This is a genomic window from Microbacterium sp. NPDC057659 (assembly GCF_042799915.1).
GTDB lineage: Bacteria > Actinomycetota > Actinomycetes > Actinomycetales > Microbacteriaceae > Microbacterium.
Genome location: NZ_JBHVHU010000001.1, coordinates 22,132 through 48,935, shown reverse-complemented (window position 1 = coordinate 48,935; position 26,804 = coordinate 22,132). Strand labels below are relative to the sequence as shown.

The 26,804-nt window shown below is 70.0% G+C and carries 30 protein-coding genes and 1 tRNA gene; 17 read left to right on the top strand and 14 right to left on the bottom strand.

What is annotated here, in order from left to right:
- Positions 1 to 20: 20 nt before the first annotated feature.
- Entirely contained in the window at positions 21 to 494 is a 474-nt protein-coding gene (locus ACFVAE_RS00275) for a prepilin peptidase (protein WP_378886922.1), read from the bottom strand.
- Positions 495 to 548: 54 nt separating this feature from the next.
- Complete coding sequence (locus ACFVAE_RS00270; RefSeq protein ID WP_378886921.1) at positions 549 to 839, bottom strand: DUF1905 domain-containing protein; 291 nt, start codon at positions 837 to 839, stop codon at positions 549 to 551.
- Between the two features lie 92 nt (positions 840 to 931).
- Here ACFVAE_RS00270 and ACFVAE_RS00265 point away from each other — a divergent pair, with 92 nt between their 5' ends.
- The 3 genes from ACFVAE_RS00265 to ACFVAE_RS00255 are packed head-to-tail and all read left to right on the top strand — an operon-like array spanning position 932 to position 6,619.
- The gene (locus ACFVAE_RS00265) at positions 932 to 1,651 is read left to right on the top strand and encodes a hypothetical protein (RefSeq protein ID WP_378886920.1); all 720 of its coding nucleotides are present in this window, start codon (positions 932 to 934) and stop codon (positions 1,649 to 1,651) included.
- 14 nt (positions 1,652 to 1,665) lie between these two features.
- Positions 1,666 to 3,198 (top strand): DNA polymerase Y family protein, encoded by a 1,533-nt coding sequence (locus tag ACFVAE_RS00260; RefSeq protein ID WP_378890417.1) that lies wholly within the window; start codon positions 1,666 to 1,668, stop codon positions 3,196 to 3,198.
- A gap of 34 nt (positions 3,199 to 3,232) precedes the next feature.
- On the top strand, positions 3,233 to 6,619 hold the full coding sequence (locus ACFVAE_RS00255; protein ID WP_378890414.1) for an error-prone DNA polymerase: 3,387 nt from the start codon (positions 3,233 to 3,235) through the stop codon (positions 6,617 to 6,619).
- 7 nt (positions 6,620 to 6,626) lie between these two features.
- On the opposite strand, the gene ACFVAE_RS00250 is transcribed toward ACFVAE_RS00255, so the two are convergent.
- Positions 6,627 to 7,421 (bottom strand): ABC transporter ATP-binding protein, encoded by a 795-nt coding sequence (locus tag ACFVAE_RS00250; RefSeq protein ID WP_378886919.1) that lies wholly within the window; start codon positions 7,419 to 7,421, stop codon positions 6,627 to 6,629.
- Positions 7,418 to 8,113: a FadR/GntR family transcriptional regulator gene (locus ACFVAE_RS00245; RefSeq protein WP_378886918.1), complete on the bottom strand. Its 696-nt coding sequence runs from the start codon at positions 8,111 to 8,113 to the stop codon at positions 7,418 to 7,420. The genes ACFVAE_RS00250 and ACFVAE_RS00245 overlap by 4 nt, the downstream gene beginning before the upstream one ends.
- 162 nt (positions 8,114 to 8,275) lie before the next feature.
- Between ACFVAE_RS00245 and ACFVAE_RS00240 the strand changes: the two genes are divergently transcribed.
- Complete coding sequence (locus ACFVAE_RS00240; RefSeq protein ID WP_378886917.1) at positions 8,276 to 9,694, top strand: 2-isopropylmalate synthase; 1,419 nt, start codon at positions 8,276 to 8,278, stop codon at positions 9,692 to 9,694.
- A gap of 54 nt (positions 9,695 to 9,748) precedes the next feature.
- Here the strand turns inward: ACFVAE_RS00240 and ACFVAE_RS00235 are convergent, their stop codons facing one another.
- Both ACFVAE_RS00235 and ACFVAE_RS00230 read right to left on the bottom strand, forming a co-directional pair.
- Complete coding sequence (locus ACFVAE_RS00235) at positions 9,749 to 10,978, bottom strand: ankyrin repeat domain-containing protein (RefSeq protein ID WP_378886916.1); 1,230 nt, start codon at positions 10,976 to 10,978, stop codon at positions 9,749 to 9,751.
- Between the two features lie 126 nt (positions 10,979 to 11,104).
- Positions 11,105 to 11,263: a hypothetical protein gene (locus ACFVAE_RS00230; protein WP_378858054.1), complete on the bottom strand. Its 159-nt coding sequence runs from the start codon at positions 11,261 to 11,263 to the stop codon at positions 11,105 to 11,107.
- Positions 11,264 to 11,386: 123 nt separating this feature from the next.
- Here ACFVAE_RS00230 and ACFVAE_RS00225 point away from each other — a divergent pair, with 123 nt between their 5' ends.
- The 5 genes from ACFVAE_RS00225 to ACFVAE_RS00205 all read left to right on the top strand — a co-directional run bounded on the left by ACFVAE_RS00225 (position 11,387) and on the right by ACFVAE_RS00205 (position 14,230).
- A complete protein-coding gene (locus tag ACFVAE_RS00225; protein ID WP_378886915.1) occupies positions 11,387 to 11,761 on the top strand; it encodes an SHOCT domain-containing protein in 375 nt (124 codons plus the stop codon).
- An 80-nt stretch (positions 11,762 to 11,841) separates the two neighbouring features.
- Complete coding sequence (locus ACFVAE_RS00220) at positions 11,842 to 12,276, top strand: DUF6325 family protein (RefSeq protein ID WP_378886914.1); 435 nt, start codon at positions 11,842 to 11,844, stop codon at positions 12,274 to 12,276.
- Position 12,277: 1 nt separating this feature from the next.
- Positions 12,278 to 12,634, top strand: a complete 357-nt coding sequence (locus tag ACFVAE_RS00215; protein ID WP_378886913.1) for an SHOCT domain-containing protein — start codon at positions 12,278 to 12,280, stop codon at positions 12,632 to 12,634.
- A 39-nt stretch (positions 12,635 to 12,673) separates the two neighbouring features.
- The gene (locus tag ACFVAE_RS00210; RefSeq protein WP_378886912.1) at positions 12,674 to 13,390 is read left to right on the top strand and encodes a GAP family protein; all 717 of its coding nucleotides are present in this window, start codon (positions 12,674 to 12,676) and stop codon (positions 13,388 to 13,390) included.
- Positions 13,391 to 13,402: 12 nt separating this feature from the next.
- Positions 13,403 to 14,230 carry a mechanosensitive ion channel domain-containing protein gene (locus tag ACFVAE_RS00205; protein ID WP_378886911.1) on the top strand — a complete coding sequence of 276 codons (828 nt, stop codon included), beginning with the start codon at positions 13,403 to 13,405 and terminating at the stop codon, positions 14,228 to 14,230.
- A 9-nt stretch (positions 14,231 to 14,239) separates the two neighbouring features.
- On the opposite strand, the gene ACFVAE_RS00200 is transcribed toward ACFVAE_RS00205, so the two are convergent.
- The 5 genes from ACFVAE_RS00200 to ACFVAE_RS00180 all read right to left on the bottom strand — a co-directional run bounded on the left by ACFVAE_RS00200 (position 14,240) and on the right by ACFVAE_RS00180 (position 19,113).
- Positions 14,240 to 15,883, bottom strand: coding sequence for an MFS transporter (locus tag ACFVAE_RS00200; protein WP_378886910.1), 1,644 nt, complete (start codon positions 15,881 to 15,883; stop codon positions 14,240 to 14,242).
- Positions 15,883 to 16,833 carry a glutaminase A gene (gene glsA, locus ACFVAE_RS00195; protein WP_378890411.1) on the bottom strand — a complete coding sequence of 317 codons (951 nt, stop codon included), beginning with the start codon at positions 16,831 to 16,833 and terminating at the stop codon, positions 15,883 to 15,885. The genes ACFVAE_RS00200 and glsA overlap by 1 nt, the downstream gene beginning before the upstream one ends.
- On the bottom strand, positions 16,719 to 17,570 hold the full coding sequence (locus ACFVAE_RS00190) for a DUF998 domain-containing protein (RefSeq protein WP_378886909.1): 852 nt from the start codon (positions 17,568 to 17,570) through the stop codon (positions 16,719 to 16,721). Before ACFVAE_RS00190 ends, glsA begins: the two co-directional genes overlap by 115 nt.
- A gap of 185 nt (positions 17,571 to 17,755) precedes the next feature.
- A complete protein-coding gene (locus tag ACFVAE_RS00185) occupies positions 17,756 to 18,445 on the bottom strand; it encodes a hypothetical protein (RefSeq protein ID WP_378886908.1) in 690 nt (229 codons plus the stop codon).
- A gap of 41 nt (positions 18,446 to 18,486) precedes the next feature.
- Positions 18,487 to 19,113 (bottom strand): M23 family metallopeptidase, encoded by a 627-nt coding sequence (locus ACFVAE_RS00180; protein WP_378886907.1) that lies wholly within the window; start codon positions 19,111 to 19,113, stop codon positions 18,487 to 18,489.
- A 117-nt stretch (positions 19,114 to 19,230) separates the two neighbouring features.
- Between ACFVAE_RS00180 and ACFVAE_RS00175 the strand changes: the two genes are divergently transcribed.
- Genes ACFVAE_RS00175 through ACFVAE_RS00160 form a run of 4 tightly spaced genes read left to right on the top strand, consistent with a single transcriptional unit; the run spans position 19,231 to position 23,169 of the window.
- Positions 19,231 to 20,265 (top strand): iron-siderophore ABC transporter substrate-binding protein, encoded by a 1,035-nt coding sequence (locus tag ACFVAE_RS00175; RefSeq protein WP_378886906.1) that lies wholly within the window; start codon positions 19,231 to 19,233, stop codon positions 20,263 to 20,265.
- Positions 20,262 to 21,311: a FecCD family ABC transporter permease gene (locus tag ACFVAE_RS00170; RefSeq protein ID WP_378886905.1), complete on the top strand. Its 1,050-nt coding sequence runs from the start codon at positions 20,262 to 20,264 to the stop codon at positions 21,309 to 21,311. Before ACFVAE_RS00175 ends, ACFVAE_RS00170 begins: the two co-directional genes overlap by 4 nt.
- Entirely contained in the window at positions 21,308 to 22,366 is a 1,059-nt protein-coding gene (locus ACFVAE_RS00165; RefSeq protein ID WP_378886904.1) for a FecCD family ABC transporter permease, read from the top strand. The genes ACFVAE_RS00170 and ACFVAE_RS00165 overlap by 4 nt, the downstream gene beginning before the upstream one ends.
- Positions 22,363 to 23,169 (top strand): ABC transporter ATP-binding protein, encoded by an 807-nt coding sequence (locus tag ACFVAE_RS00160; RefSeq protein ID WP_378886903.1) that lies wholly within the window; start codon positions 22,363 to 22,365, stop codon positions 23,167 to 23,169. The genes ACFVAE_RS00165 and ACFVAE_RS00160 overlap by 4 nt, the downstream gene beginning before the upstream one ends.
- A gap of 7 nt (positions 23,170 to 23,176) precedes the next feature.
- On the opposite strand, the gene ACFVAE_RS00155 is transcribed toward ACFVAE_RS00160, so the two are convergent.
- A complete protein-coding gene (locus tag ACFVAE_RS00155; protein ID WP_378886902.1) occupies positions 23,177 to 23,569 on the bottom strand; it encodes a hypothetical protein in 393 nt (130 codons plus the stop codon).
- A 68-nt stretch (positions 23,570 to 23,637) separates the two neighbouring features.
- Here ACFVAE_RS00155 and ACFVAE_RS00150 point away from each other — a divergent pair, with 68 nt between their 5' ends.
- On the top strand, positions 23,638 to 24,474 hold the full coding sequence (locus tag ACFVAE_RS00150) for a transposase (RefSeq protein ID WP_378886901.1): 837 nt from the start codon (positions 23,638 to 23,640) through the stop codon (positions 24,472 to 24,474).
- Here ACFVAE_RS00150 and ACFVAE_RS00145 read toward each other — a convergent pair.
- Complete coding sequence (locus ACFVAE_RS00145) at positions 24,471 to 24,884, bottom strand: GNAT family N-acetyltransferase (RefSeq protein WP_378886900.1); 414 nt, start codon at positions 24,882 to 24,884, stop codon at positions 24,471 to 24,473. The two genes, ACFVAE_RS00150 and ACFVAE_RS00145, sit on opposite strands and share 4 nt — an antisense overlap.
- An 88-nt stretch (positions 24,885 to 24,972) precedes the next feature.
- Positions 24,973 to 25,046, bottom strand: a tRNA-Pro gene (locus ACFVAE_RS00140).
- 120 nt (positions 25,047 to 25,166) lie between these two features.
- Here ACFVAE_RS00140 and ACFVAE_RS00135 point away from each other — a divergent pair.
- From ACFVAE_RS00135 to ACFVAE_RS00125, 3 genes are read left to right on the top strand one after another with little or no spacing between them, the layout of a single operon-like run.
- A complete protein-coding gene (locus tag ACFVAE_RS00135; RefSeq protein ID WP_378886899.1) occupies positions 25,167 to 25,751 on the top strand; it encodes a GNAT family N-acetyltransferase in 585 nt (194 codons plus the stop codon).
- Positions 25,752 to 25,774: 23 nt separating this feature from the next.
- Positions 25,775 to 26,440 carry a lysoplasmalogenase family protein gene (locus tag ACFVAE_RS00130; RefSeq protein WP_378886898.1) on the top strand — a complete coding sequence of 222 codons (666 nt, stop codon included), beginning with the start codon at positions 25,775 to 25,777 and terminating at the stop codon, positions 26,438 to 26,440.
- Positions 26,437 to 26,799, top strand: a complete 363-nt coding sequence (locus ACFVAE_RS00125) for an RNA-binding S4 domain-containing protein (RefSeq protein ID WP_378886897.1) — start codon at positions 26,437 to 26,439, stop codon at positions 26,797 to 26,799. The genes ACFVAE_RS00130 and ACFVAE_RS00125 overlap by 4 nt, the downstream gene beginning before the upstream one ends.
- Positions 26,800 to 26,804 lie beyond the last annotated feature (5 nt).

The following is a 26,804-nucleotide window of genomic DNA, read 5'->3' as shown; positions in this document are numbered from 1 at the left end:
CACCATAGCGCCTGGCACCCTCATCCGATCGCGATGCCGAGCACCGCGCCGATGATCATCCACGGACCGAAGGCGATGCGTGTGCTGCGATCTGCTCTGCGCAGCGCCATGAGCACGAGCGCGTAGAGCGCACCGAGCACGAAGGCGGATACCGCCCCGATCGCGAGCGCCTGCCAGCCGTGCCAGCCCAGTACGAGCCCGATCAGGGCGGCGAGCTTCACGTCGCCACCGCCGATCCCCTGCCTGCTCGCCATCCGCATGACCGCGTAGAAGCCGGCCAGCAGCAGCATCCCGAGCAGTGCTCGCATCAGCCGCGCCGTGTCGCCGGTGGCCAGCACCTCCACGCCGACGAGCACCAGCAGCGCTCCGAGCGTCGGCAGCACGATGCGGTTCGGCAGCCGGTGCGTACGGGCGTCGACGACGAGCAGCCACACCCCGACGACGGCCAGAGCGACGTGCGCCAGGACGGCGATGAGGTCGTGGAGGGTCACCATCGCAGGTTAGGCGAGGCGCGTCCCGGTTGCGGACGCCCTGTGGACAACGGACGCTCAGAGATCGAGGATCTCGAGCTCGACGAGCACAGTGCCGCCCTCCTCGATCCCCTCAGCAGTGCGCACCTGCTTCTTCAGCGGCAGCATGTAGCCGCCACGACCGGGGAAGATCGAGGTCGCCCATTCGGTGTCGCCGATCCGTGCGCGCACCCGCAGCGAACCGAACCCGCGCGGAGGCGAGGGCAGCTCTCTGATCTCCTGTGAGAGCTCCTCCGGCATGATCGCGAAGAACCAGGCCTCGGTCCGGGCATCCCATCGGACGACGTCGCTCTCGTACTCGATCCGCATGCCCCCAGAGTAGTCCGGCAACGATGTCGGATGTCCTATTTACGATCTGAGATGAACTTGAGTTATTCGAATATCTCTTCGAGGATGGATATATGGGGATCAGTACTCTGCGAGCGCTCTCCCCCGCCGACGAACGGGCGGGCGAGGTCCTGCGCCTGCGTCGCGAGATCGGGCGGATGCAGCGGGTCCGCAGCGATGAGAAGGTGCTGCCGGTGCCGCCCGCGCTGGAGCAGATCCTGCCGGCGGGCGGCCTCGCCGCCGGCACCGTCTACTCGGTCTCGCCGTCGCTGAGCCTGATCTTCGCGCTGCTCAGCGCCTCCTCGCAGCGCGGTTCGTGGTGTGCGGCGGTCGGGCTGCCCGACCTCGGCGTCGAGGCGGCGGCCGCGGCGGGGATCGATCTCGAGCGCCTGGTGCTGGTTCCCGATCCCGGTCCGCGCTGGCTGGCCGTCGTCTCGGCGCTGGCCGAGATCATCCCGCTCATCGCCGTGCATCCGGTGTCCGCGCCGCAGGACGCGGAGGCGGCGCGCCTCGCCGCGCGACTGCGCGACCGCGGCTGCACGGTGCTCGCGACCTCGCCGTGGTCTCAGAGCGAGGGGCTGATCAGCATCCACGACCCGCAGTGGGAAGGGCTGGGCGAGGGATGGGGTCTCCTCGAGGACCGCACGGTGACGGTGACAGCCCAGACCCGCACCCGCCCGCGTCCGCAGAGCGTGCGGGTTCGGCTGCCGGGTCGGTTCGGCGTCGTGGAGCAGGTCGAGCAGGCCGCACCGGCCCCGATCCCCATCGACACGAGATGGGCGGCGGCAGGATGATTCCCGCGAGCAGGATGCACGTGCTGCGCTTTCCGGACTGGCCGCTGCGGGCGGTGCTGGGCGATCCTCCGCCGCATCCGCCGGTCGCCCTGGTGCGGCAGAACACCGTCGTCGCGTGCACCGCCTCGGCCCGCGCACTGGGCGTGAGCGTCGGTCAGCGCCGGCGGCTCGCGCAGGGGCGCGCGCCGACGCTGCGGATGCTGCCGCACGATCCCGCCCAGGACGAGCGCGCCTTCGTGCCGGTGCTGCGCCTGATCGAGCAGCATGCACCAGGAGTGCTGCTGCTGCGACCGGGGGTGGCAGCCCTGCGTTCCCGAGGCGTGTCCCGGTTCCACGGCGGCGAGGCGGAGGCCGCGGACGCCCTGCTCGCCATGCTCGCCGAGGAAGGGTACCCCGAGGCGATGGTCGGCGTCGCCGACGGCGCCTTCACCGCCGAGCTGGCGGCGCTGCGCGCCGAGGGCGAGCCCACGCGCCGGGCGATCGTGCCGACGGGCGGATCGCGCGACTTCCTCGCCCCGGTCCCTGTGCGCTCGCTCGGCGACGAGGAGCTGGCGAGCCTGCTGGCGCGCCTCGGCGTGCACACGCTGGGCGAGTTCGCCGCTCTCGGCGAGGGCGCCGTGCGCGACCGGTTCGGCGAGCACGGCGCCAGGCTGCACGCCCTCGCGCAGGGGGCGGACTCGCGCCCGATCGATGCCAGGCCGCCCGACCCCGAGCTCGCCGGGGAGATCTCCTTCGACACGCCGCTCGGGCAGGCCGATCAGATCGCGTTCGCCGTGCGCCAGACGGCGGATGCCGTGATGCTGGGTCTCGCCGACGCCTCCGTGGTGTGCACCGAGGTGCGCATCGATCTCACCGACGACGACGGCAGGGTCACCTCTCGCACCTGGCTGCATCCGACCTGCTTCGAGGCCACCGATCTCGTCGACCGGGTGCGCTGGCAGCTCGAGGCGCTCGCAGGCGATTCGCGCGGCGACGACCACGACGCCGCGCACGCCTTCCGCGGGATCGTCGGAGTGCGCATCGAACCGGTGGCGGTCGACGACGCCGCACACCATCAGCCCGCGCTGTTCGGCCAGGCGAGCGACGAGCGGCTGCATCACGCGCTCTCCCGGGTGCAGACGATCGTGGGGCACAGCGGTGTCGTCACCGCCGCCGTGGCCGGCGGCCGCTGGCTGTCCGACCGGCAGGTGCTCACGCCCTGGGGCGAGCGCCCCGTGGCACCGCGCGATCCCGCCCGCCCCTGGCCGGGGAGCATGCCGGGGCCGCATCCGGCCGAGGTGTTCGATCCGCCGCGGCCCATCCGGGTGCGTGCCGCCGGTGACGTCGCCATAGAGGTCGACGAGCGCGGCGTGCTCTCCGCCGCGCCCGCCTATGTCGAAGACGCCGCGGTGGCCTCCTGGGCGGGGCCGTGGCCGGTGCGTGAGCACCGCTGGGATGCCGGCCGCACCCGCAGCGGGCACCGCTTCCAACTGGTCGACGAGCGCCAGCGGGCCTGGCTGGTCGTCCTCTCCGAAGGCGGCTGGCTGGCTGAAGGACGGTATCGATGAGCACGGTGTCGATGAGCAGAGGGCGGTACCGCTGATGGGCTGGCACAACCCCGATCTCACCTGGGCCGAGCTGGAGCGCACGCTCAGCGAGCCCACCGCCCCGCCCTCCGCCGAGCCTCTCGGCACCCGGGTCGATCCTGGACCGCTCAGCCGGCATCGGGCTCCCATCCTCCCTCCGCCGGTGATCCGCCCCGACGATGCCGTCCCCTACGCCGAGCTGCACGCGCACTCGTCGTTCTCCTTCCTCGACGGAGCCTCCTCCCCCGATGACCTGCTCGCCGAGGCCGAGCGCCTCGGGCTCTCGGCGCTCGCGATCACCGACCACGACGGGTTCTACGGCGCTGCCCGGTTCGCCGAGGTCGCCGAGCTGACCGGTGTGCAGACGGTGTTCGGCGCCGAGCTCTCCCTCGACCTGCCCACGCCGCAGAACGGCATCCCCGATCCGGTCGGCGATCATCTGCTGGTGCTCGCGCGCGGCAGGGAGGGCTACCGCCGGCTGTCCTGGGCGATCACGCAGGCCCAGCTGCGCGGCGGCGAGAAGGGACGTCCTGTCTACGACCTGGACGAGCTCGCGGCGAGCGCGGATGGTCACTGGACGATCCTCACCGGATGCCGCAAGGGCGGGGTGCGCCGTGGGCTCGCGCGCGGAGATGCGCAGACGCCGCTGGGTCGCCTGGTGGACCTTTTCGGCCGGGATCAGGTGGTCGTCGAGCTCATCGACCACGGCGATCCCCATGACACCAGGCGCAACGACACCCTGGCCGCCCTTGCCGGAGAGCTGCGTCTGCCGATCGTGGCGACCAACAACGTGCACTACGCCGCCCCCGCACAGGCCGGTCTCGCCGAGGCCGTGGCGTCCGTGCGAGCCACCCGCAGCATGGACGACCTGGACGGCTGGCTGCCGGTGCACGGCTCGGCGCATCTGCGCAGTGGGGCGGAGATGACCGAGCGCTTCCGCCGCTATCCGGGTGCGGTCGCGCAGAGCCTGCGGATCGCGGCGGACTGCGCCTTCCCGCTGCGCAAGGCGAAGCCCGACCTTCCCCGGCTGGACATCCCCGGCGGCATCCCTCCGATGCAGCACCTGCGCGAACTCGTGTGGGCGGCTGTGCCGGAGCGGTACCCGCGCCTCGACGCGGAGGGCCGCTCGCGCATCGAACGCGAGCTGAACGTCATCGAGGAGAAGGACTTCCCCGGGTACTTCCTCATCGTGCACGGCATCGTCGAGGAGGCGCGGCGTCGCGGCATCCTCTGCCAGGGGCGGGGCTCGGCCGCGGCGAGCGCGGTCTGCTATCTGCTGGGCATCACCGCCGTCGATCCGATCCTGTACAAGCTCCCGTTCGAGCGCTTCCTCGCCACCACGCGCACCGAGGAGCCGGACATCGACGTGGACTTCGACTCCGGCCGCCGCGAGGAGATCATCCAGTGGGTGTTCCAGACCTATGGCCGCGATCGCGCCGCGCAGGTGGCCAACGTCATTCAGTACCGCCCGAAGAACGCGGTGCGCGACATGGCCCGCGCGCTCGGACACTCCCCCGGCCAGCAGGATGCCTGGTCCAAGCAGGTGGACGGCTGGAGCGCAGGCATCGAGGTGCCCGAGGGCACTGACATCCCCGATGACGTGCTCGCCTACGCCGGCGAGCTGCTGAAGGCGCCGCGGCATCTCGGCATCCACTCCGGCGGGATGGTGCTGACCGCGCAGCCGGTCGGCGAGGTGGTGCCCGTCGAGCACGCGCGGATGGAGGACCGCACCGTCATCCAGTGGGACAAGGACGACGCCGCTTCCATGGGGCTGGTGAAATTCGATCTGCTGGGGCTGGGGATGCTGGCCGCGCTGCGACACTGCTTCGACCTCGTCGAGGAGGCCACCGGAGAGGTCTGGACGCTCGCCTCGCTCCCCAAAGAGGAGCCGGCGGTGTACGACATGCTCTGCCGGGCCGACTCGATCGGGGTGTTCCAGGTGGAGTCCCGTGCACAGATGGGGCTGCTCCCCCGGCTGCAGCCCCGGGAGTTCTACGAGCTGGCCGTGCAGATCGCCCTGATCCGGCCGGGCCCCATCCAGGGCGGGGCGGTGCACCCCTTCGTGCGGCGCAAGATGGGGCAGGACGACGTGACCTATGCACACCCGGACCTCGAGCCGGTGCTGAAGCGCACCCTGGGCATCCCGGTGTTCCAGGAGCAGCTGATCCAGATGGCCACCACGCTCGGCGACTGCACCGCCGACGAGGCCGACCTGCTGCGCCGCGCGATGGGATCCAAGCGCGGGATGGAGAAGATCGAGAAGATCAGGGAGTCCCTGTACGCGGGGATGGAACGGCGCGGGCTGAGCAAGGCGGCGTCCGACCGGATCTACGCGCAGATCCAGGCGTTCTCGAACTTCGGCTTCGCCGAGTCGCACTCGCTGTCGTTCGCCCTGCTCGTGTACGCCAGCTCCTGGCTGAAGCTGCACTATCCGGCGGCTTTCCTCGCCGGGCTGCTGCGGTCGCAGCCGATGGGGTTCTACTCTGCCTCGACCCTGACCTCCGACGCCCGCAGGCACGGCGTGAAGGTGCTGCGTCCCGACCTGCATCTCTCCGGCGCGACCGAGACGCTGGAGCGGATCGATGACGGCACCGCTCCCACCGGTCTGGACTCCTGTCTCGCGACCCCGCAGCCCGCGACCACCCCCTTCGAGCGCACCGCCCCCGACCGGTCAGCCGCGCATCGACGCGACGGCAGGTTCGCGGTGCGGCTCGGGCTGTCCGGCGTCCGAGGCATCGGCACGCCCCTGGCTGAGCGGATCGTGGCGTCCCGCGAGCAGGACGGCCCGTTCCGTGATCTGCACGACCTGGTGCGCCGCACCGATGCCACAGCGGCCCAGCTCGAGGCTCTGGCGACCGCCGGGGCGTTCGAGAGCCTGGGGCTGAGCAGGCGCGAGGCGATCTGGACGGCAGGAACGGCCGCCGAGGACCGTGCTCGCTACCTGCCGGGAACGGCGATCGCTGTGCAGCCGCCGCTGTTCCCCGACCAGACCGGGTACGAACGGCTGGCGGCGGATCTCTGGGCGACCGGGATCTCCACCGACGACCATCCGATGGCGCACTTCCGCGCCGCGCTGAGCGAGCGCGGAGTGCTCACCTCCGATCGCCTGCGCACCCACGAGGAGGGGCGCCGCATCGAGGTGGCCGGCATCGTCACGCATCGACAGCGGCCGGCGACCGCGAGCGGCATCACCTTCCTGAACCTCGAGGACGAGCGCGGCCTGGTGAACGTGATCTGCTCCCCCGGGGTGTGGGGGCGCTACCGCCGGATCGCCCGCGACTCCCCCGCGCTCATCGTGCGCGGCATCCTGGAGCGCTCTTCCGAGGGCGTGGCCAATCTGCTGGCCGACGCCTTCGAGGACCTGCGCACCGGGCTGGAGCACCGGTCGAGGGACTTCCGCTGAGCGGAGGTCATCCCCGGCCCGCTCGCGCCGACCAGCGGCCGCGGTGCTTCACCACCTCGATCGGATGCCGGAAGGCGCGTGTGACCGTGTCGGTCGTGAGCACCTCATCGACAGGGCCGGCCGCGACCACCGCCCCGTCGGAGATCACCAGAGCGTGCGTGGTCGTCTCCGGCAGCTCCTCGAGATGATGTGTGACGAGGATGCTGGTCATCCCCGGGTCATGCCGGACGAGTCCGTCCACGGTCTCCAGGAACTGCTCCCTGGCCGCCACGTCGAGTCCGGTCGTCGGCTCGTCGAGCAGCAGCAGGTCGGGCTGGATCACCAGCGCGCGTGCGATCAGCACCCTTCCGCGCTCGCCCTGCGACATGGTGAACCAGTTCGCCTCTTGACGGTCGCCGAGGCCGACCACCCCGAGCATCTCCTGAGCCCGCGCCACCTCGCCGTCCTGCGGCACCCACCTCATCGGCGTCTCCACCGTTCCGGTGATCCCGGTGAGCACCACCTCGGTCGCCGACAGCGGCGAGTCGAGCGGATGCCGCGGATTCACGTGACCGATCCGCCGGCGCAGCGCCTGTAGATCGACCCGGCCGATCCTGTTCCCCAGCACGTCGACGGTCCCCTCGCTCGGATGCGAAACGGCGCCGCAGAAGCCCAGGATCGTGCTCTTCCCCGCACCGTTCGGCCCGAGCAGCGCCCAGCGTTCGCCGGCCCGCACAGTGAGCGTGATGCCGCGGAGGATCGCTCGGCCGCCTCTGCGGAGGTGCACGCCACGCAGCTCGAGGACGGGAGCGCGCCCCGTCATGCGAGCGCCGCCGCGAGTCCGGCGAGGTGCTCGCGGCTGAGTGATGCCGCAGCGACGGCGTCGCCACGTACGACGGCATCGACGAGCTGTTCGTGGGCGGCGTGGTCCTCGGCATCGCCGAAAGCGCCGCGCATCTTCAGCATGTCGACCATCGCCTGGCGCAGACGGGGGGTCAGCGCGTCGAAGAGCTCGGCCAGCACGGTGTTGTGCGCGGCAGCGACGATCGCCCGGTGGAGCGCGAGGTCGGCGTCGACGTGCCCCTCGATCAATGCGCGCGGATCACTTTCGCCCCGTTCCGGGCGGGAGGCGCCCCGTGCCGACAGCGCCCGACGCAGCGCGCGCACATCCGCCGGGGTGCGTCGGCGCGCGGCCAGCGCGGCCGCCTCGCTCTCGATCGCCGTGCGCGTCTCGATCACCGCGAGGATGTCGGCGCGGCGGAGCACCTCGTCCCAGTCGTCGCGCGGCTCGAGCGCTGCCACGAACACGCCTGCTCCCTGCCGGGTCACGAGCACGCCGCGGCCTGCGAGCTGCCGGATCGCCTCACGGACCGTGGAGCGTCCGATGCCGAGCTGTAGGGCCAGGGTCGTCTCGCCGGGCAGCCGTTCACCGAGCGCCCATTCGCCGGCGCCGATCCGATCGAGCAGCAGCTGCGCCGCCCGATCCGCCAGTGTCTCCCGCACCACCTGCACCATGAATTACACCTCTCTGCTTGTCTGAGGAGTTGTGGTACATTCTAGCCATGCTTCCCCAGGGATCCCTTCTTCTTCACCGCCACGGCGGGGCCTGACACGACCGGCTCCCCGCCGTGGGGGTTCGTCGTCGCCGGTCGACAGCACCGACCGAAGAAGAGATCCATGAACACGTTCCCCACCCTGTCCACCCCGTCCGGCCCGATACCGGACAGCGCCCCGCACTGGAATCCGCAGCGGCAGTCGCAGATGCCGTGGCAGCGCTACCGCGACGTGTCCTCCCGCGTCGATGTACCGCGACAGGACCGCCGGTGGCCCTCGAACCGGCTCACCACTGCACCGCTCTGGGTGCCGGTCGATCTGCGTGACGGCAACCAGGCTCTCGCCCAGCCGATGGATCCGGCGCGCAAGCGGCGCTTTTTCGAACTCCTCGTCGCGATGGGATACAAGGAGATCGAGGTCGGCTATCCCTCGGCATCGCAGACGGATTTCGACTTCGTACGTCTGATCGCCGAGACCGACCTCGCGCCCGAAGACGTGACGATCGTCGTCTTCACCCCGGCCCGGCGTGATCTCATCGATCGGACGGTCGCCTCGATCGCCGGCATCCGAAATCCCGTCGTCATCCACCTCTACACCGCGACGGCGCCGATCTGGCGCGATGTCGTGCTCGGACGGAGCAGAGCCGAGCTGCGTGAGCTGATTCTGAGGGGCGGGAGAGATGTGCTGCGTCTCGCCGGAGACCTGCCGAACGTGCGATTCGAGTTCTCCCCCGAGGTGTTCAACCAGACCGAACCGGACTACGCGCTGGAGATCTGCGACGCGATGACGCAGCTCTGGGACGCCTCCCCCGACCGGCCGGTCATCCTCAACCTGCCGGCCACGGTCGAGATCGCGACCCCGAACGTCTACGCCGACCAGATCGAGTACATGCACCGCCATCTCGCGCGGCGCGACTCCGTCATCCTGTCGGTGCATCCGCACAACGACCGCGGGACCGGAGTCGCCTGCGCCGAGCTGGCCGTCCTCGCCGGCGCGCAGCGCGTCGAGGGCTGCGTCTTCGGCAACGGGGAGCGCACCGGCAACGTCGACCTCGCGACGCTCGCTCTGAACTTGCACGCGCAGGGCGTCGATCCGATGATCGACTTCTCGGACATCGACGAGATCCGCCGCACCGTCGAGCACTGCAACCGCATCGAGGTGCACCCGCGGCATCCCTACGTCGGGGCGCTGGTGCACACGGCGTTCAGCGGCACGCATCAGGACGCGATCAGAAAGGGCCTCGCCGAGCACCGTGCCCGCGCCGCCGCCGAGGGCCGCGACGAGCGCGAGATCTCCTGGCAGGTGCCCTACCTGCCCGTGGATCCCGCGGACCTCGGCCGTGGCTACGAGGAGGTGATCCGAGTCAATTCCCAGTCGGGCAAGGGCGGGATCGCACACCTGCTGGAGAGCCGCTACGGCGTGACCCTGAGCCGCGACGAGCAGGTCGCGCTCGCCCACCGGGTGCAGCGGCACACCGATGAGACGGGACGCGAGATCACGGCCGAGGAGGTGCTGCGGATGCTGCGCCCACCAGCCGTCTGAGCCGGCGCGCGGCGACCAGGCTTCGTTCCGTCGCGGAGCCGCCGGCAGCCCCTGTCACCCGCCGAGGATCGCGACGATCTCCGCGAACCCGAGCCGGCGGGCATTGTCCAGGGCCGTCCGCCCCTCGGCGTCCTCGATGCGGGGATCGGCGCCCGCCGCGAGCAGGGCCTTCACGATCCGCTGCGCGTTCCCGTCGCCGCCGCCGAACACGACGGCCTCCTGGATCGCCGTCCAGCCGTTGGTGTTCACGTGGTTCAGATCGATGTCCAGTTGCACGACTCTGTCGATGTAATCGGCGTGGCCGCGCTCGGCGGCCGGGTTCGCGGGCGTCCCGCCGCGGCGGTTCAGAATGGCGAGATCGGGCTGCCCCGGCAGCAGCGCCTCCAGCATCCGCACGCTGCCGGTGACGCCGGTCATCACCCATGGGGTGTCCCTGCGGTGGTCGAAGGCGTCGGGATCGGCGCCGAGTGCGACGAGCAGTTGGGCGACCTCGACACGATCGGCCATCACGGCGTGCATCAGCGGTGTGCGCTGCAACTCCGCATCGCGCGTCTCGAGATCGGCTCCGGCGCGGATGGCCAGCATCGCCGCATCGGCGTCTCCGGCATCCGCGGCCGCCAGCAGCGCGGCATCCGGATTCGAAGGAGCGCTGCCGTCACGAGCCGCCTCGAGGATCGACCGAGTGCCGTCGAATCCGCGCTGCTCGGCCATCTGCAGCGGGGTGCTGCCCTCGCTGCCGGAGCGCCGGTCGAACTCGGCCCCTCCCGCGATGAGGACGCGGACCGTCAGATGGTAGGTCTCATTGTCCTGCCCGAAGATGACGGCCTCGTGGATGGCCTGGTAGCCGATCCGATTCACGTGGTCGCGATCGATGCCGGCCTGCAGCAGCTGCCCCACGATGTATCCGTGGCCGCGCTCGGCGGCCCGGATCAGCCCGGTGCCGTTCCAGCTGTCCCTGTCGTCGACCTTCGCACCGTTCGCCAGCGTGAGGCGCAGCAGGTCGAGATATCCCTCGCTGGTCGCGACCAGATACGCCGACTGCACGGTGTCGTCCTTCGCGTTCACGTCGGCACCGCGCGCGATGAGATCGGCCGCAGCGGGTACGTCGTCCTGCCAGGCGGCGTCACGCAGCTCGGCGTCCAGTCGATCCTGCGCGTTCGGGGTCGGCGGCGCCGACGAGGGCGGCTGCTGGGGTGCGGCGGTCGGCGCGCAAGCGGCGAGCACGGATGCCGCGGCGAGGGCGAGACCGGCGACCGAGAGTGCTCTGCGAGGGATGCGGCGCATGTCGGACTCCAGACGGGAACGGGATCTCAAGTCTCCCGTGGCGCTGCCACCGAGGCATCGCCCGGCCGGTCAGGCCGCGATAGCCGATCGGATGATGCGCCGCCGCGCCGCATCACCCACGACGGCTCACCAGTGCCGGTCTCGAGGCTCGGCCGGACGCTTGTCCGTGCCGCCCCAGCGCTCCGCCTCGGCCTTCGCGGCGGCGACGGCGGCATCGGCCTCACGCAGTGCCTCCTCCGCGTCCGCAGCGCGGTCCGCGTCGCTCCGCTCGTCCTTCATCTCCATGGATCCAGAGTAGGCGTCGCAACCGGGGTTCGGGCCCGTCACCCGAATAGAATGAAAGGCTCGTGCCGAGGGGCCGCGGCACGATAACGTCAACACCAAGACCTCAAACAGGGAGATACAACAATGGGTTTCTGGGATTTCTTCTGGTACATGATCTGGGCGTTCTTCTTCATCGCCTACCTCATGGTGCTGTTCTCGATCATCGGGGACATCTTCCGCGACCGTAAGCTCAACGGCTGGCTGAAGGCGGTCTGGATCATCTTCCTGATCTTCGTGCCGTTCCTCACCGCGCTGGTGTACCTGATCGCCCGCGGCCAGGGCATGGCAGAGCGCAGCGCCGAGCAGGCGCAGCAGGCAAAGGAAGCCACCGACTCGTACATCCGTCAGGCCGCGGGCAAGAGCGCCGCGGACGAGATCGCCGACGCTGCCAAGCTGCTCGCAGCGGGCACCATCACCACCGAGGAGTACGAGAAGCTGAAGGCCAAGGCCCTCGCCTGATCGGCATCCTCCGATAGCAGTGCATCCGAAGGGGGTGTCGGACAATGTCCGGCACCCCCTTCTGTCGAAAGGAAGAACGCGTGACTGAATTCCGCTATGGACCCGTCGAGTACACGCTCGTCGGATTCGAAGGCGACCGACCGGATGCGGGGGTCGTCGATGCGCTCGCCGAGATCCTCGCCACCGGGTACCTGCGCCTGGTCGATTTCCTGCTGATATCGAAATCGGATACCGGCGACGTGACCGTCATCGAGGTCGAGGACGACCCCGAGGGACTGGATCTCGGAGACATCGCCCTTGCGGCGTCGGGACTCACCGGTGAGGAGGACATCGCCGAGTTCGCGGAGCTGGTTCCGCCGGGAGGATCGGCGGCCCTGATCGCGGTGGAACTGACCTACGCCCGTGAGTTGGCGAGCCGTTTCGCATCATCGGGCGGTGTCGTGCTGCGGCACGAGCGCGTCCCCGCCCCCGTGGTCAATGCCCTCATCGACCACCTCGAGAACGAAGGAGTCTGAAATGCCCATGTTCCGCAGAATCGGACGCCCGGGCCTGGTCGGCCTCGCCGCACGCACCGCCGTCGTGGCCGGCACCGCCGGCGCCGTGACCGGCGCGATGTCCAATCACCAGCAGCGCAAGGCGCAGGAGCAGTACGAGCAGGAGCAGTACGCGGCCGCTCAGCAGCAGGCGCAGATCGATGCCGCGGCGCAGGCCGCGGCGGCACAGTACGCCGCCCCGGTTCCCGCAGCACCGGCCGCTGCTCCCGCCGGCGGCACGGATGTCGTCGCCGAACTGCAGCAGCTCGGCGCGCTCAAGCAGCAGGGTCTGCTCAGCGACGCGGAGTTCGAAGCCGCGAAGGCGAAGCTTCTCGCTTGAGATCGATGACGTCCCCCAGGACGGGAGAGCGGTGCAGCCATGGGCCAGTTGATCGTCCAGCTCATCCCGACCGCTCTGGGGGTCGTCCTCAGCCCGCTCGCCATCATGGCGCTCGTCGCCGTGCTGCTGTCGAAGCAGGCCCGCCGCAACGGCGTCGCCTATCTGCTCGGTTGGATCGTCGGCATGGCCGGTCTGCTCCTGCTGTTCGGGTGGATCTTCCGCGCGCTCGACGTGCAGAAGCCGGACGGGGAGTCCCCGCTGTGGGTCGCATTCCTGCGGCTGCTGCTGGGCATCGTGTTCGTGCTCGGGGCGATCTGGGTGTACCGGAAGGGCGCGGATCGCATCCGCAGGATGGCCGCGGCCTCCTCACCGAAGGACGTCGCGAAGGCCGCCACGCTGCCGGGCTGGCTGCAGTCCGTCTCGACGTTCAAGCCCGTGCGCAGCTTCTTCCTCGGTGTCGGCCTCTTCGTGGTCAACCCGGTGGACGCCTCCTGCGCCATCATCGCGGCTCTCGACATCGCGCTCGCCTACGTCACCACGGGGCAGGCGCTGGCCGTCTCGATCGGGTTCATCGTGGTCGGATCCCTGCCCATCGCCGTCCCGGTCTTCTGGCTGCTCATCGCAGGCACCCGCGCCCAGCCCGCCCTCGACGCCGTACGCACCTGGATCTCATCGCACACGCACGTGCTCAACGCCGCGCTGCTGCTGATCATCGGAGTCCTGCAGCTGCAGAAGGCCGTCACGGCGCTGTTCTGACAGACTGACGCCATGCCCGATCTCTCCGCACAGTTCGCCGGCATCCAGTGGTGGCAACTGCTGGTCGCCGTGATCATCGTCATCCTCGGCTGGATCGCCGCCCACTTCGTGCACAAGGGCGCAGCCGCCCTCCTGAACAGGGTGCCGAACATGCCGGAGGGCTACGTGCAGCCGGTGGCCCGCGGCGCCGAGTACCTCACGATCGCCTTCGGCATCGGGTTGGCGCTGGCGATCCTCGGCGCGAACATCCAGCCGCTGCTGGCCGTCGTCATCCTGGTCGGCGTCGTCGTCGTGCTGGTGCTGCGCGGCACCGCCGACAACTTCGCGTCCAGCGTGATGATCCAGTCCCGCGGCACGGTGCAGGTCGGCGACATCGTGCAGGTGGACACCCCGGACGGTGCGATGACCGGCACCGTCACCGAGCTCAACGCCCGCGCGGTGATCCTCGTGAGCTCGGACGGCGCGACCGTGCACGTGCCCAACGTGAAGCTGCTCTCCGACTCGGTGGTCAACCTCTCCTCGCACGGCAGACTGCGCAGTGAGGTGCAGGTGCGGCTCGAGAGGCGCGAAGACGACACCGTCGACGCGCTGCTGTCGCGGCTCACCGGAGTCGCGGGCACCGCGTCACCGTCGATCTCGGATCCTGCCGCGACCGTTCAGGCTGTCTCTCCTGAGCGGGTCATCGCCACCGTCCGGTTCTGGCATCCGCCGGCCGACGGCGTGTCCGCGACATCCGAGGTGGTCCGTGCGCTCAGCGACGCCTTCCACGCCGAGAAGCGCGAGGCCACGGTGAGCAGCGCCGGTGCGCCGGCACCGCTCACCCCACCGGATTCGGTCTGAGGAGCGCTGTCAGGCGTCCTTCGGCTCGTCGTGCTCGTCCGGTGCGGGAATCTCCCCCGGGCGGTAACGCGGCAGTCGGGACGCCGGGATCGCGGCCAGCAGGCTGATGCCGGCGAGGATGAGGAAGCCGAACCGCAGAGTGCGCAGGCGCTGCTCCTCGTTCAGGACGACCGCCGCCTCGACCTGCGCCTCGTCGGCGTCGGTGCGCTCCAATGCCGCACGCAGGTCGTCGTTGCTGATGAAGTTGACATTGTCGAGCGGCACCTGCGCGACGAGCTCGGGCGGCAGTTCCGGATGCTCGGCGACGGCGCTGCCGATGCCGAAGCTCAGCGTGGTCACGAGCACGGCGCCCATCACAGCGGTGCCGACGGCCGAGGCCAGGTTCTGAGTCGTGCCGCGGATCGACCCGACGTCGCCCGCGAGCTCCTTCGGTGCTGCGGTGACCAGCACGTTGAACACCAGCGTCACCAGCGCGCCCTGGCCGATGCCGAACACGATCAGGCCGAGGATGGTCGGCAGCGTCTCCCAGTTGTTCGTGACGACGAATGACAGCCAAACCAACGCGATCGTGGTCAGGGCGAACGAGAACAGAGCGATCGTGCGCGGGGCGTACCGCTTGTAGAACCGCACGATCAGCGTCGCGGTGACGAACACGGTCAGGTTGAACGGCATCATCGCCAGCGAGGTGTCGAACGGAGTTCGTCCCTGCACGACCTGGATGTAGGTCGGCACGGTGAAGTTCACCGCAGCCTCCATCGCGACGATGATGAACATCGCGTACACCGCGGCACGCTCGCGCTTGTGCCCGAGCACGCCGAGGTCGACGAGCGGCACCTGGCCCCGGCGCATCCGCCGCCTGGTCCACAGGAAGAAGCACTGCCCGAAGACGATGCCCAGCACGACGAGGATCGGCGCCGGCGACATCCCGCCGACGCTGAACGGCGCGCCCTCGCGGGCGAACAGGATGCCCCAGCCGTTCAGGTTGTTGAATCCGACGGTGAGCAGCACGATCGCCGCGCCGATCAGCAGCGAGGCCACAAGGTCGATCTTTACCGCGGAGTCGCCCTTGTCCGAGCGCAGCTTGAAGCTCAACAGGAACACCGCCACGGCGATGCCGAGGGTGATCATGAAGATCGGGCGCCAGCCGACGAAGGTGCCCAGCGTGCCGCCGATGAAGAAGGCGGTGACGCCCGAGATGGCGCGCGCCGAGCCGAGCGAGCCGACCGCGGTGGCCTGCTGGTCACCCTTGTAGTTCTCCGCGATCAGCGCGACCAGCGCCGGAACGATGATCGCCGCCGCGGCTCCCGCGAGCACCTGCCCGGCGATCGCCCACCCCATGGTCGGCGCGAGGATCATGATCAGTGAGGATGCCGCGAACACCACGAGCACCGCGCGGAAGATGAGCACCCACCCGATGCGCTGCCCCAGCTTCGCTCCGGTCATCACGAGGGCGGCGACCGCGAGACCGTAGACGACGATGGTCGAGCTCGCGACGGTCGGAGGGACACCGAAGTCCTGGACCATGCCGCCGAGCGAGATCGGCAGCGCCGCCACGTTGAACGACATCAGCACCTGCGCGAGGAACAGGCCGATCATCGGCACCCAGGACTGCCGCTCCGCCGTCCCGGCGGCGGTGTCTGCGGACGTGGTCATCATGCGGCTCCGTTCTGCGATGCGCTCCACCGTGCGGAAGCGAAGAGGTTCAATCCGAGCGCGCGGGAGAGGTAGGCGCACGCGCGCTGTGCGCGGACGCTGTTGCCCGCGCCGTCGAGAAGGGGCGAGAAGGCGCCGACGGCGCCCTTTCCGGGCGAGATCGCGACCATGCCGCCGGACACTCCGGACTTCGCCGGCAGACCGATCTCGAACAGCCACTCCCCCGATCGCTCGTACAGCCCGCAGGATGCCAGCACCGAGAGGGTGTCGCGGCAGACCTCCGCCGAGACGACCTGCTCGCCGGTGAGCGGGTTCACGCCGCCGTCGGCCAGCGTCGCACCCATCACTGCGAGGTCGTGCGCGGTCACCGACAGCGAGCACTGCCTGGTGTAGACGTCGACCGTCTCGGCAGGGTCGCCGTCGAGCCTGTTGTAGCTCTGCAGCAGCTGCGCGATCGCGCGGTTGCGATGGTTCGTCTCGGACTCGGAGAGATAGACCTCGTCGTCGATCTCGAGGCTGCGGCCTGCGAAGCGGGACAGCCCGTCCTGTAGATGCGCCCAGCGCTCGGCGGCGTCCGCTCCCGGCAGCAGCGCGGTCGTGGCGATGGCGCCGGCATTGACCATCGGGTTCATCGGGCTGCCGCCGTTCAGTTCGACGGCGACGACGGAGTTGAAGGCGAGACCTGTGTTGTTCACGCCGACCCGCTCGTGCACCCGCTCATGCCCGACGGCGGCGCAGGCGAGGGCGAAGACGAAGGCCTTCGAGATCGACTGGATGGTGAAGGCGACTTCGGCATCGCCGACCTCGTGCACAGTGCCGGTAACGCCGACGAGACTCAGACCGAACCACTCCGGATTCGCCCTGGCGAGCGCCGGGATGTAGTCGGCCACGGCACCCTCGTCATGGCCTTCATACCGGTCATGCGCCGTACGAAGGAGCTCGTCGACCAGACCGGCAGCGGGCAGGTCTCCTGTCGACGAGCGCTGAGCGATGTCCTGGACGTCGGCTTCGAACACGATTCCTCCTCGGCCGCGGGCTCTCCCAAACCGTCGCGGACAGTCCGAGTCTTCCGCATCCGGTGCCCGCGCCGACACATGACTCGCTCGAAGAGGTGCACCCACGTGAGGATCATGCCGAAGGCGAGGATCTCGAACACGGTGAGGCTGATGCATCCCGTGATCAGCAGCCCCATGCCGACCAGCATCACCGGCGCCGCCACGAGCGTCGCGATCCGCAGCATCCGCGACCTGCGCCACAGGCCGGCGCGATGCACGATCAGCAGCACGGCGAACGAGAGCACGACCCCGTTGGTCGCGCGCTCGTGCGCGACCGGATCCGTCGACAGCGGGAACAGGCCGATGCCACTGAGACTGGCGCCGAGTCCCGCGACGGCGAAGGACAGCAGGGCGGGGAGCCGGCCGGCGAGTGTCGCCGACATGGTCAGCGCGGCGTGAACCGGCATCGCGGACGCCGCGATGATCAGGCCGCTGAGGACGAGTCCGCCGTTGAAGAATCCGCTGGACAGGTCACCGGTCATGCCGAGCCGGCTGAAGTAGAAGTGCCACCACCCATGATCCGATGTCGTCGCCGCAGACACCGCGATCGCGGCACACAGCAGCAGAGCGGCCGTAAGCACCCGCGTCGGCCGCGGCACGCGCTGCAGCGCCTGCCGGGTCGACGTCGTCACGAGGATCACGGCAGTCGTTCGGGATCGTCGTCCGGGCGCGACGCGGAACTGCGCATGACCCCATGATTACCGCATATCGCTGAACGAACAACGAGGGTTGACACATTTCTCCCGGGTGGGTGACGCCGAACAGAATCGCCCGACGTCGGCGGATGCCGGGCGGCCGGGATCACGCTCTGCTGAGCTCAGCGGCGACGCCGCGTTCGCCAGTACTCCGGTGGCCCGCCGCTCGGATGCAGCGGGCGGTACAGGCGCCAGGCCGTGAGGTAACGGCGACCGCCGTATCCCACGGCGATGACGGAGATCCCTGCCCCGGCGATCACGCCTACCACGATGGCGCCGCCGACGGACATCCCGAGAGTCGCGCAGAGACCGCCCGCGAACATCCCGCCGACCGAGGCGGTGACGAGCACGCTCAGCATCAGCGATGAGCCGAGCACCTGTTCCAGCGAGCCGCGCTCTCGGAGGAATGAATAGGTCACCCGCATCCCCAGCTCGTCGTCGTGGACGGAGGCGAGGAAGGCGTCCGCGGCCGCCGGATCGATCTCGGCGTAGGCGCCGCGGATGCGGTTCATGGCGGTGACGTACATGAAGTCCTCCTCCGAGACGGCGAGGACGCGGATGAGGGTGAGGATGCCGACGAGCGAGAGGAACGCGAGGATGCCGAGCGCGGCGATCGGGAACCAGGTCGCGAAGTGCGTGGCCTGGCCGAGGAGGCCGATCGTGACGAGGCCCGCGGAGACGAGGGTGAGGTAGATCGAGATCCTGGTGAGCACCTCGCTCTGGGCTGTGCTGCGCGCGGCGAGGAGACCCCAGTGCTCGGTCGCGAGGATCTGCAGCCTGCGGGCGAGTTCGGCGTCGTCCCCAATCGCCATGATCCATGGTCCCACCGTCGACAGGCGGCGGGAAGTGCTCGTCAGACCTCGACGACGGTCCCGTTGTGCGGGAGGTCTCCGCGGAACGTGATCGGCACGGCGGTGGCACGTTCGACATCCGGCCCGCTGAGCGCCTGCACGTGCACGTGCGGCTCCGTGCTGTTGCCGGAGTTGCCGCAGCGACCGAGCGGGACGCCGGCGCGCACGATGTCTCCCGGGAGCACGCCGACGCTCCCCTGCTGCAGATGGCAGAGGGCGACCACCACACCCGCGGTCTCGAGCAGCACGTGGTTGCCGGCCAGCGCGACCCACCCAGCGGCGATGCGCATCCGCTGTGTCATGGCGTACCCGATCGACGGGAACCCTCGATGGGCGTGGTGGTCGGGCTCGCCGTCGTGCGCGGCGATCACCCGTCCACCGGCCGGCGCGAGGATCAGCCGCCCGAACCCGGAGAACCGCTCCGGCGGCTCCGTCCGGAACAGGGATGCCGCAGTGAACCGCGCGGACCGCCCCGCCGCATCCACGGGCACGAAGTCGATCGCGTAAGACGTCGCGAACTGCGTCGTGCCATGACTCGGCACACGATCGGCGGGGCTGTTCTGCACCAACCACCAGCCGGTGAACGGGTAGGCCAGATCGAGCGTCGCGCGTCCGTCGATCGGTGCCATCCCGTCAGTCTTCCAGCACCGTTCGCCGAGTGACAGGTGCTGCGTCACCGGTTCAGGGCGCGTGAGACAGATAGGTTAGGCTTACCTTTATTCCCGCTCTCTTACCCGAGGATCCCCATGACTTCTCCCCGCCTGCGTCACGGCGTCGCCGTCCTGAGCCTCCTGACCGCAGGGATGCTCGCGCTCTCTGCGTGCTCCTCCGGAGCAACGGACAACAGCGACGCCTCGGCCGACTCCGGCTCCGCCTTCCCTGCGACCATCGAGCACGTGTACGGCAAGACGGTCGTCGAGACCGCGCCGAAGAGCGTCGCGACCGTCGGCTGGGGCAGCTTCGATGCGGCCATCGCCCTCGGCACGATCCCGGTGGCAATCCCGACTTCGGCGTTCGGCGACGCCGACGGCGACGGCTATCTGGAGTGGACCCACGACGCCATCACCGCGGCGAACGCCGACCTGCCTCCACTGCATGACGAGACCGACGGCATCCCCTACGAGGAGATCGATGCGACTGCACCCGATCTGATCCTCGGCACGAACTCCGGCCTGACGAAGCAGGAGTTCGACACCCTCAGCAAGATCGCGCCGACCGTCGCTTACCCCGGCGCAGCCTGGGGCACCTCCTGGCGCGACTCCACCACGATGGTGGGCACCGCCCTGGGCAAGTCGGCGGAGGCCGAGAAGCTGATCGCCGACACCGAGAAGAGCCTCAGCACCGAAATGGCGAAGTACCCGGCTGCCGAGGGCAAGACCGGCATGGTGATGTGGGTGGACGCCAAGGACCTCGGCAAGGTGCAGTACTACACCCCGCAGGACACCCGGGTGCAGTACCTGAACGATCTCGGGTTCGCGACGCCCCAGTCGATCAAGGATCTCGCCGCAGATGAGAAGGGCTTCGTCGCCACGATCTCCGCTGAGGAGGCGGACAAGCTCGACGCCGACGTCGCGGTCATCTATGTGCAGGGCGGAGACCTGTCCACCCTGCAGAACGACCCCCTGCTGAGCCGCATCCCCGCGGTGAAGTCCGGAGCCGTCGCACAGATCGACGACGAGGCCCTGCTGATGGCCATCTCCGCACCGACCGTGCTGTCGATCCCGTGGGCGCTCCCGACCTACGCCAAGATGCTCGGCGAGGCTGCCGCACACGCCGGATGACGATCACCCCCGCACCGACGACGCCCGCGCAGGGCTCGGGTCAGCGCCGCCGCGCGCACCTGAGCCCGGCGTGGGCCGTCGTCGTGTGCCTGGGGGTGCTGATCGCGGCTGCGGCCCTTTCACTGGCACTCGGCGCCCGGGTAGTGCCTCTGGATGCGGTGTGGGGCGCGTTCTTCCGCCCTGACGGCTCGACCGATCAGGTCGCGGTGCTGTCCCGCGTCCCCACGACGGTCACCGGTCTGCTCGTCGGCGGAGCGCTCGGCATGGGCGGCGCGCTCATGCAGGGAATGGCGCGCAATCCACTCGCAGATCCCGGGCTGCTGGGCGTCAACGCCGGCGCCGCGCTCTTCGTCGTACTGGGCATGTCGCTGCTCGGCTGGCAGGCGCCGCTCGCGATCGTGTGGTGCGCCCTCGCGGGTGCCGCAGTCGCGGTCGTCCTCGGCTACGGGGCCGCCGCCGCCAGCCCCGGTGGAGCGACGCCGGTCACCCTGGCGCTCGCCGGCGCCGCGGTGACGGCGATCGCGGGGTCGGTGATCACCGGCATCCTCATCGTCGACCAGTCCACTCTGAACAGCTACCGGTTCTGGCAGCTCGGATCTCTCACGGCGGCGTCGTTCTCGACGCTCGCCCAGTTGAGCGGGTTCCTCGCGGTCGGCGCCCTACTCGCCGTCGCGTGCTCTGGGCGGATGAACGCCCTGGCGCTCGGCGACGACGTCGCCCGCGGACTCGGTGTGCGGGTCGGGACCGCACGTGTCACCGCGGTGATCTCCGTCGTGCTGCTGTGCGGCGCGGCGACGGCCCTCGCCGGACCGATCGGCTTCGTCGGCCTGGCCGTCCCGCATGCCGTACGGTTCCTGGTCGGCTCGGACTACCGCTGGATCGTGCCGCTGTCGGCCGCGGCCGGCGCCGCCTTCCTGCTGATCTGCGACGTGATCGGGCGCATCGTCGCTCGCCCCGGTGTGCTCGAGGTCGGCATCGTCACCGGGCTGATCGGCGCCCCCGTCTTCATCGTGCTGCTGCGCAGGAGGAAGGCGATCGGCCTGTGACCGCACTCGACCTCGGACGCACCGGGCAGCCAGTGCCGGATGCCCCCACCCTGCTGCGCGTCGCACGACGCCGGAGCACCACGCGCGACGGAATCCTGATCGGTGTCTTCAGCATCGTGGTGGTCGTGCTGTTCGTGGTCGCCCTCGTCTTCGGGCCGAAGACCATCCCCCTGCCCGACGTGCTGCGCGCCCTGGGCGGGCAGACGGTGCCGGGCGCGAGCTTCGCGGTCATCGAGCTGCGCCTCCCCCGCGCGATCGGGGCGCTGCTGGTCGGCGCGGCCTTCGGGGTGGGCGGGATGCTGTTCCAGACGCTGCTGCGCAATGTGCTCGCGAGTCCCGATGTCATCGGCATCAGTGCAGGGTCGAGCGTCGCCGCGATCACCGCGATCTCGTTCTTCGGCGCCTCAGGGCTGGTCGTCTCCGGCGCGGCGATCGCCGGCGGCCTGCTGACCGCGCTGCTGATCTGGGCGCTCGCGTACCGCCGCGGACTGTCCGGGCTGCGCTTCGTGCTCGTGGGAATCGCCGTCGCCGCAGCACTGCAGGCCGTGATCAGCTACGTGCTCACACGCTCCGACATCAATGCGGCGGAGCAGGCGACGGTGTGGATGGCCGGCTCGCTCAGCCGCAGCCTCTGGGACCAAGTCGGCCCCACCGCCCCCGTGCTCATCGCCCTGCTCACCGTCTCACTGCTGGCCGCCACGCGATTGCCCGTGCTGCGCCTCGGGGACGACTCAGCGACGGCGCTCGGCGCCCGGCCGCAGCGCACCAGGACGCTGCTGATCCTGTGCGCCGTGCTCCTCGTCGCCGTCGCCACGTCGCTCACCGGGCCGATCGCCTTCGTCGCCTTCCTGGCCGGGCCGATCGTGCTCCGCGTGGTGCGCCGGGACTCGGCTCTGCCGGTGGCATCCGCCCTGATCGGCGCGATCGTCGTGCTCGGCGCTGATGCGGTGGCCCAGCACGCCTTCCCCGCCGACCTTCCGGTCGGGGTGGTCACCGGTGCGATCGGGGCGCCTTTCCTGTTGTGGCTGCTGATGAGAGGACGCACTCGCGCATGACGGATCAGACCACGCCGCACACGTTGGAGGCCCGCGATCTCGTCGTCGGGTACGACGGCGAGCCGGTGATCGACGGCCTCTCCCTCGCCCTGCCCGGCTCCGGGATCACGATGATCGTCGGCGGCAACGGCTGCGGCAAGTCGACACTGCTTCGCGCACTCGCCCGGCTGCTTCGCCCGCGCAGCGGGTCGGTGCTCCTGGACGGCGCGTCGATCGCCCGGCTGCCCACGAAGGAGGTGGCTCGTATCGTCGGGCTGCTCCCCCAGGCGCCGGTGGCGCCGGACGGGATCAGTGTCGCCGATCTCGTCGATCGTGGGCGCACGCCGCACCGGGGCTGGCTCGGTGGCCGCGATCATCGTGACGACGAGGTCGTCGCCGATGCCCTCCAGGTGACAGGCATGGCGGCTTTCGCCGACCGCCCGATCGACGAGCTCTCCGGTGGTCAGCGCCAGCGCGCCTGGGTGGCGATGGCGCTGGCCCAGGAGCCCGACATCCTGCTGCTCGACGAGCCGACCACGTATCTCGACCTCGCCCACCAGGTCGAGCTGCTGCAGCTGCTGGTGCGTCTGTCGCGTGAACGAGGAACGCAGGTGGTCGTGGTGATGCACGAGCTGAACCTCGCGACGCGGTACGCCGACCATCTCGTCGCGATGCGCGAGGGGCGGATCGTCGCCGAGGGCGCACCGGGTGACGTGGTGACGGTGGAGCTGCTGCGCGAGGTGTTCGATCTCGAGGCAGTCGTCGTGCCCGATCCCGTCGCCGGCACGCCGATGATCGTGCCGGTGGACGTGCACCGAGGCTGAGCGGTGGTCAGGTCGCGCGCGCGGTCGGAAGGGTGCGCAGCGCGAGCGCCTGGCTGACGGCGAAGAGCGCGATGTCGATGGCGATCGCGAGGACAGCGACGACGGCGAGGAGTGTGCCCGCGGCGATCGCGCACATCGCGACGAGCACGGCTGCGAGCACGTTCGCGCCCATCACGGTCTGCAGCGCCGTGCGGATGCGCAGCTTCACCAGCATCCAGAGCACGAGGCCCGCCCACAGCACGACCACGGCACCCGCGGAGGCGATGAGCGGCTGTGGGATCGCGACGACCGCGGAGATCTTCGCGGCGGTCAGAGCGACTGCGCCGCCGAGAAGCACACAGTAGATCGCGTCGAGCCGCAGACTCCAGGTTCCGAGTGCACGCCCGTCGATCCGTCGCATGCCCGCCAGTATGCCAGCGTCATGCACGGTCCGACAGGGCGGATGGCCGGGAGCGTAGGCTCACGGCCATGGCCGAGTTCACGACGATCGCGAGCGAGCTGTACGCCCTCGCTCCGTCCGCGTTCATCGCCGCGCGCAACGCGCGCGCATCGGCGGAGGCGGATGCCGCGGTGGCGAAGCGGATCCGGGCGCTTCCGAAGCCGTCGGTCGCCGCCTGGGTGGTGAACGTGTTCGCGCAGGAGCGGACGGACCGGCTCGCCCAGGTGCTGCTGCTGGCCGCCGAGCTGCGCGAGGCGCAGGAGGGTCTCGATGCGGCGGCTCTCGCGGCGCTGGGACGGGATCGGCGTGCGCTGACCGCTCAGCTCGCTCAGGAGGCCACGGCGCTGGCATCCGATCGCGGCGAGCGGGTCACCGCGTCGACGGCGGATGCCGTGCAGCGCACGATCTCGGCGGCCTTCTTCGATCCGGATGCAGCGACCGCGGTGGCATCCGGCCGGTTGGTGCGAGAACTGTCCGGCGAGCCTGTCGATATAGAGGCGGTGGTGGGTGGCGGCGCGCCGGCGCCTGTTGCGGCGCCGGCTGTGCCGGAAGACGAGGTGCGCGCCCGGCGCGAGCGCAAGGAGGCCGAGCGGGTGGTGCGCGAGGCGGAGAAGGAACGGGAGCGTGCGCAGAAGGAGCTCGCGCGGTCGGGTACTGCTCGGGCCGACGCCGAAGCGCGCGCGGAACGGCTCGAGGCGAGGATTTCGGAGCTCGCGGCCGAGCTGGAGCGGGTCCGCGGCGAAGCGGAGACCGCACGGACGCGTATCACTGAGGCCGTCGACGGGGAGGCGGCAGAGGCTGAGCGCGTCAAGGTCGCAGACAAGGCGCTGGAGCGCGCCCGCGACGGGCTGGCGAAGCTGAGCTAGCCGGATTCCACGAGCCGGAACATCCCGGTCATGTCGCCGCCGGAGAATCCGTTCGCGCGGTACAGCGCGTCACCCTCCGGTGTCGCGAACAGGCCGACGAACGCCGTGGACGGTGCCATGCCGGCGATCTGGTCGAGCAGATTCTGCAGAAGGACCGTGCCGAGGCCGGTGCGCTGCTGTCCCGGGGCGACGGCGAGGTCCTGGACATAGAAGTACTTGACGCCGTCACCGACGACACGCCCCATACCGACCGGCAGGTCGTCGATCAGGGCGGTGACACCCAACTGCGAGCCGGCGAGCGAGTCGTCGAGGGTGTCCCAGTCGAAGGCGTGCTCCCAGCCCACCTGCACAGCGATGGCGCGGTGTTCGGCCGCTGTCGGCACGCGGTTGATGATCTGCCAGTCGGTCATCGCGACATCCTCCTCACCCGGGTCTGCTCCGAGCTCCCCGCAGAAGCAGAAAGGCCGATCCTCTCGGATCGGCCTTTCTTCTGTTCGGTCGGGCTGACAGGATTTGAACCTGCGACCCCTTGACCCCCAGTCAAGTGCGCTACCAAGCTGCGCCACAGCCCGTGGACGACCGCGCTTTCGCGCGGGCAACTCCACTATCCTAGCCGACCCGAACGGGCATCGCGAACCACGTCCTGCCCGGGCGTGGTGGCCGATGTCCGCGGCCCGGCGTAGCGTGCTGACATGGTCACGATCAGCACGGAACGCGCGACAGCCGAGCGGTGGCACGATGTGCAGCACTCCCTCACGGGTGGCGGCGACGGCGCATCCTGTCAGTGCATCTGGCCGATGCTGCGCAACAAGGACTGGAATGCGACGAACGTCGACCAGCGCCGCGACATGTTCCATGACGAGGTCGTCGCAGGTCCGCCGCCGGGCATCGTCGCGTACGTCGACGACGAGGCAGCCGGGTGGATCCGCGTCGGGCCCCGTACCCGGCAGGTGCGCCTGCTCAACACGAGAATGATCGTCGCGGCGACATCCGAGCCGCTCGACGATGACAGTGTCTGGGCTGTGAGCTGCTTCGTCGTGCGGCGCGAGCATCGCGGCAAGGGCGTCAACACTGCGCTCCTCGACGCGGCCGTCGAGTACGCCGCGGAGTCCGGTGCGCGCGTCCTGGAGGCCTACCCGATCGACACCGGAGGTGAGAAGGGGCGAAGCAACGATCTCTTCCACGGCGTGCTGACGACATTTCTCGCCGCAGGGTTCCAGCGTGCCGGGGAGCTGAAGCCCGGCCGCCCGCTGGTCACCCGCGAATTCCCGCGCTGACGCCGCGGCAATACGATGGAGGGATGCCGCGACGCGCCGCCGCCCGCCTGCTGATCTGGGTGCCCTACATCGTTCTGTCCGTCATCCACGTGATCGCTCTGGCGACGGAGAGCGACCTCGCTGCCCCGACGAAGATGGCGTTGATGCCGCTTCTCGCTCTGCCCGTGCTGCTCGAGGCGCCGAAGCTGCGTCCGCGCGCGGTGCTCGCCCTGCTGCTCGCGGCCCTGCTGTTCTCCTGGTTCGGGGATGAGGCCGGCACCTTCTTCCCATGGGGGCCGGAACTTCCGCTGATGCTGCTGTTCTTCGGCATCGCCCACATCGCGTACATCGTGCTCTTCGCGAAGTACCTGAAGGTGCGCCGCGTCCCGTGGTGGACGCTCATCTACGCCGTCTGGTGGGTCGGGATGCTCGTCTTCCTCGGCCCGTCGATCGGCGCGCTGATCTTCGCCGTCGCCGCCTACGGACTTGTGCTCGCCGGAACCGCGACGATGGCGGCGCGCTGCCACCCCGTGATCGCGATCGGCGGGGTGTTCTTCCTGATGAGCGACTCGATCCTCGCATTCCGGCTGTTCCTTCCCGACGCCATGCCGCAGTGGACGAGTCCGGCCGTCATGCTCACCTACACGCTGGGCCAGGGCCTGATCGTGGCAGGTGCGCTCATCGCCGCACGTTCTCGGGCGGCGTCATGAGCGAGGGCCCCGCGCGCGTCGACAGCTGGCTCTGGGCCGTTCGCATCTACAAGACCCGCTCGGCGGCGACCACCGCATGCCGCGCGGGGCATGTGCGCGTGAACGGCGACAAGGCCAAGGCCGCGCAGCCGGTGAAACCGGGCGATGAGCTGCGTGTGCGGATCAGTGGATTCGATCGCATCCTCGTGGTGCGGCAGACCCTGACGAAGCGTGTGGGTGCCCCACTCGCCGCCGCGGCGTATGACGATCGCACTCCCCCACGCGAGCCGATGGCGATGAACGCCGTCCGCGACCGCGGTGCCGGACGCCCGACGAAGCGCGAGCGACGTGACATCGACCGGCTGCGCGGGCGGGAGTGACTCGC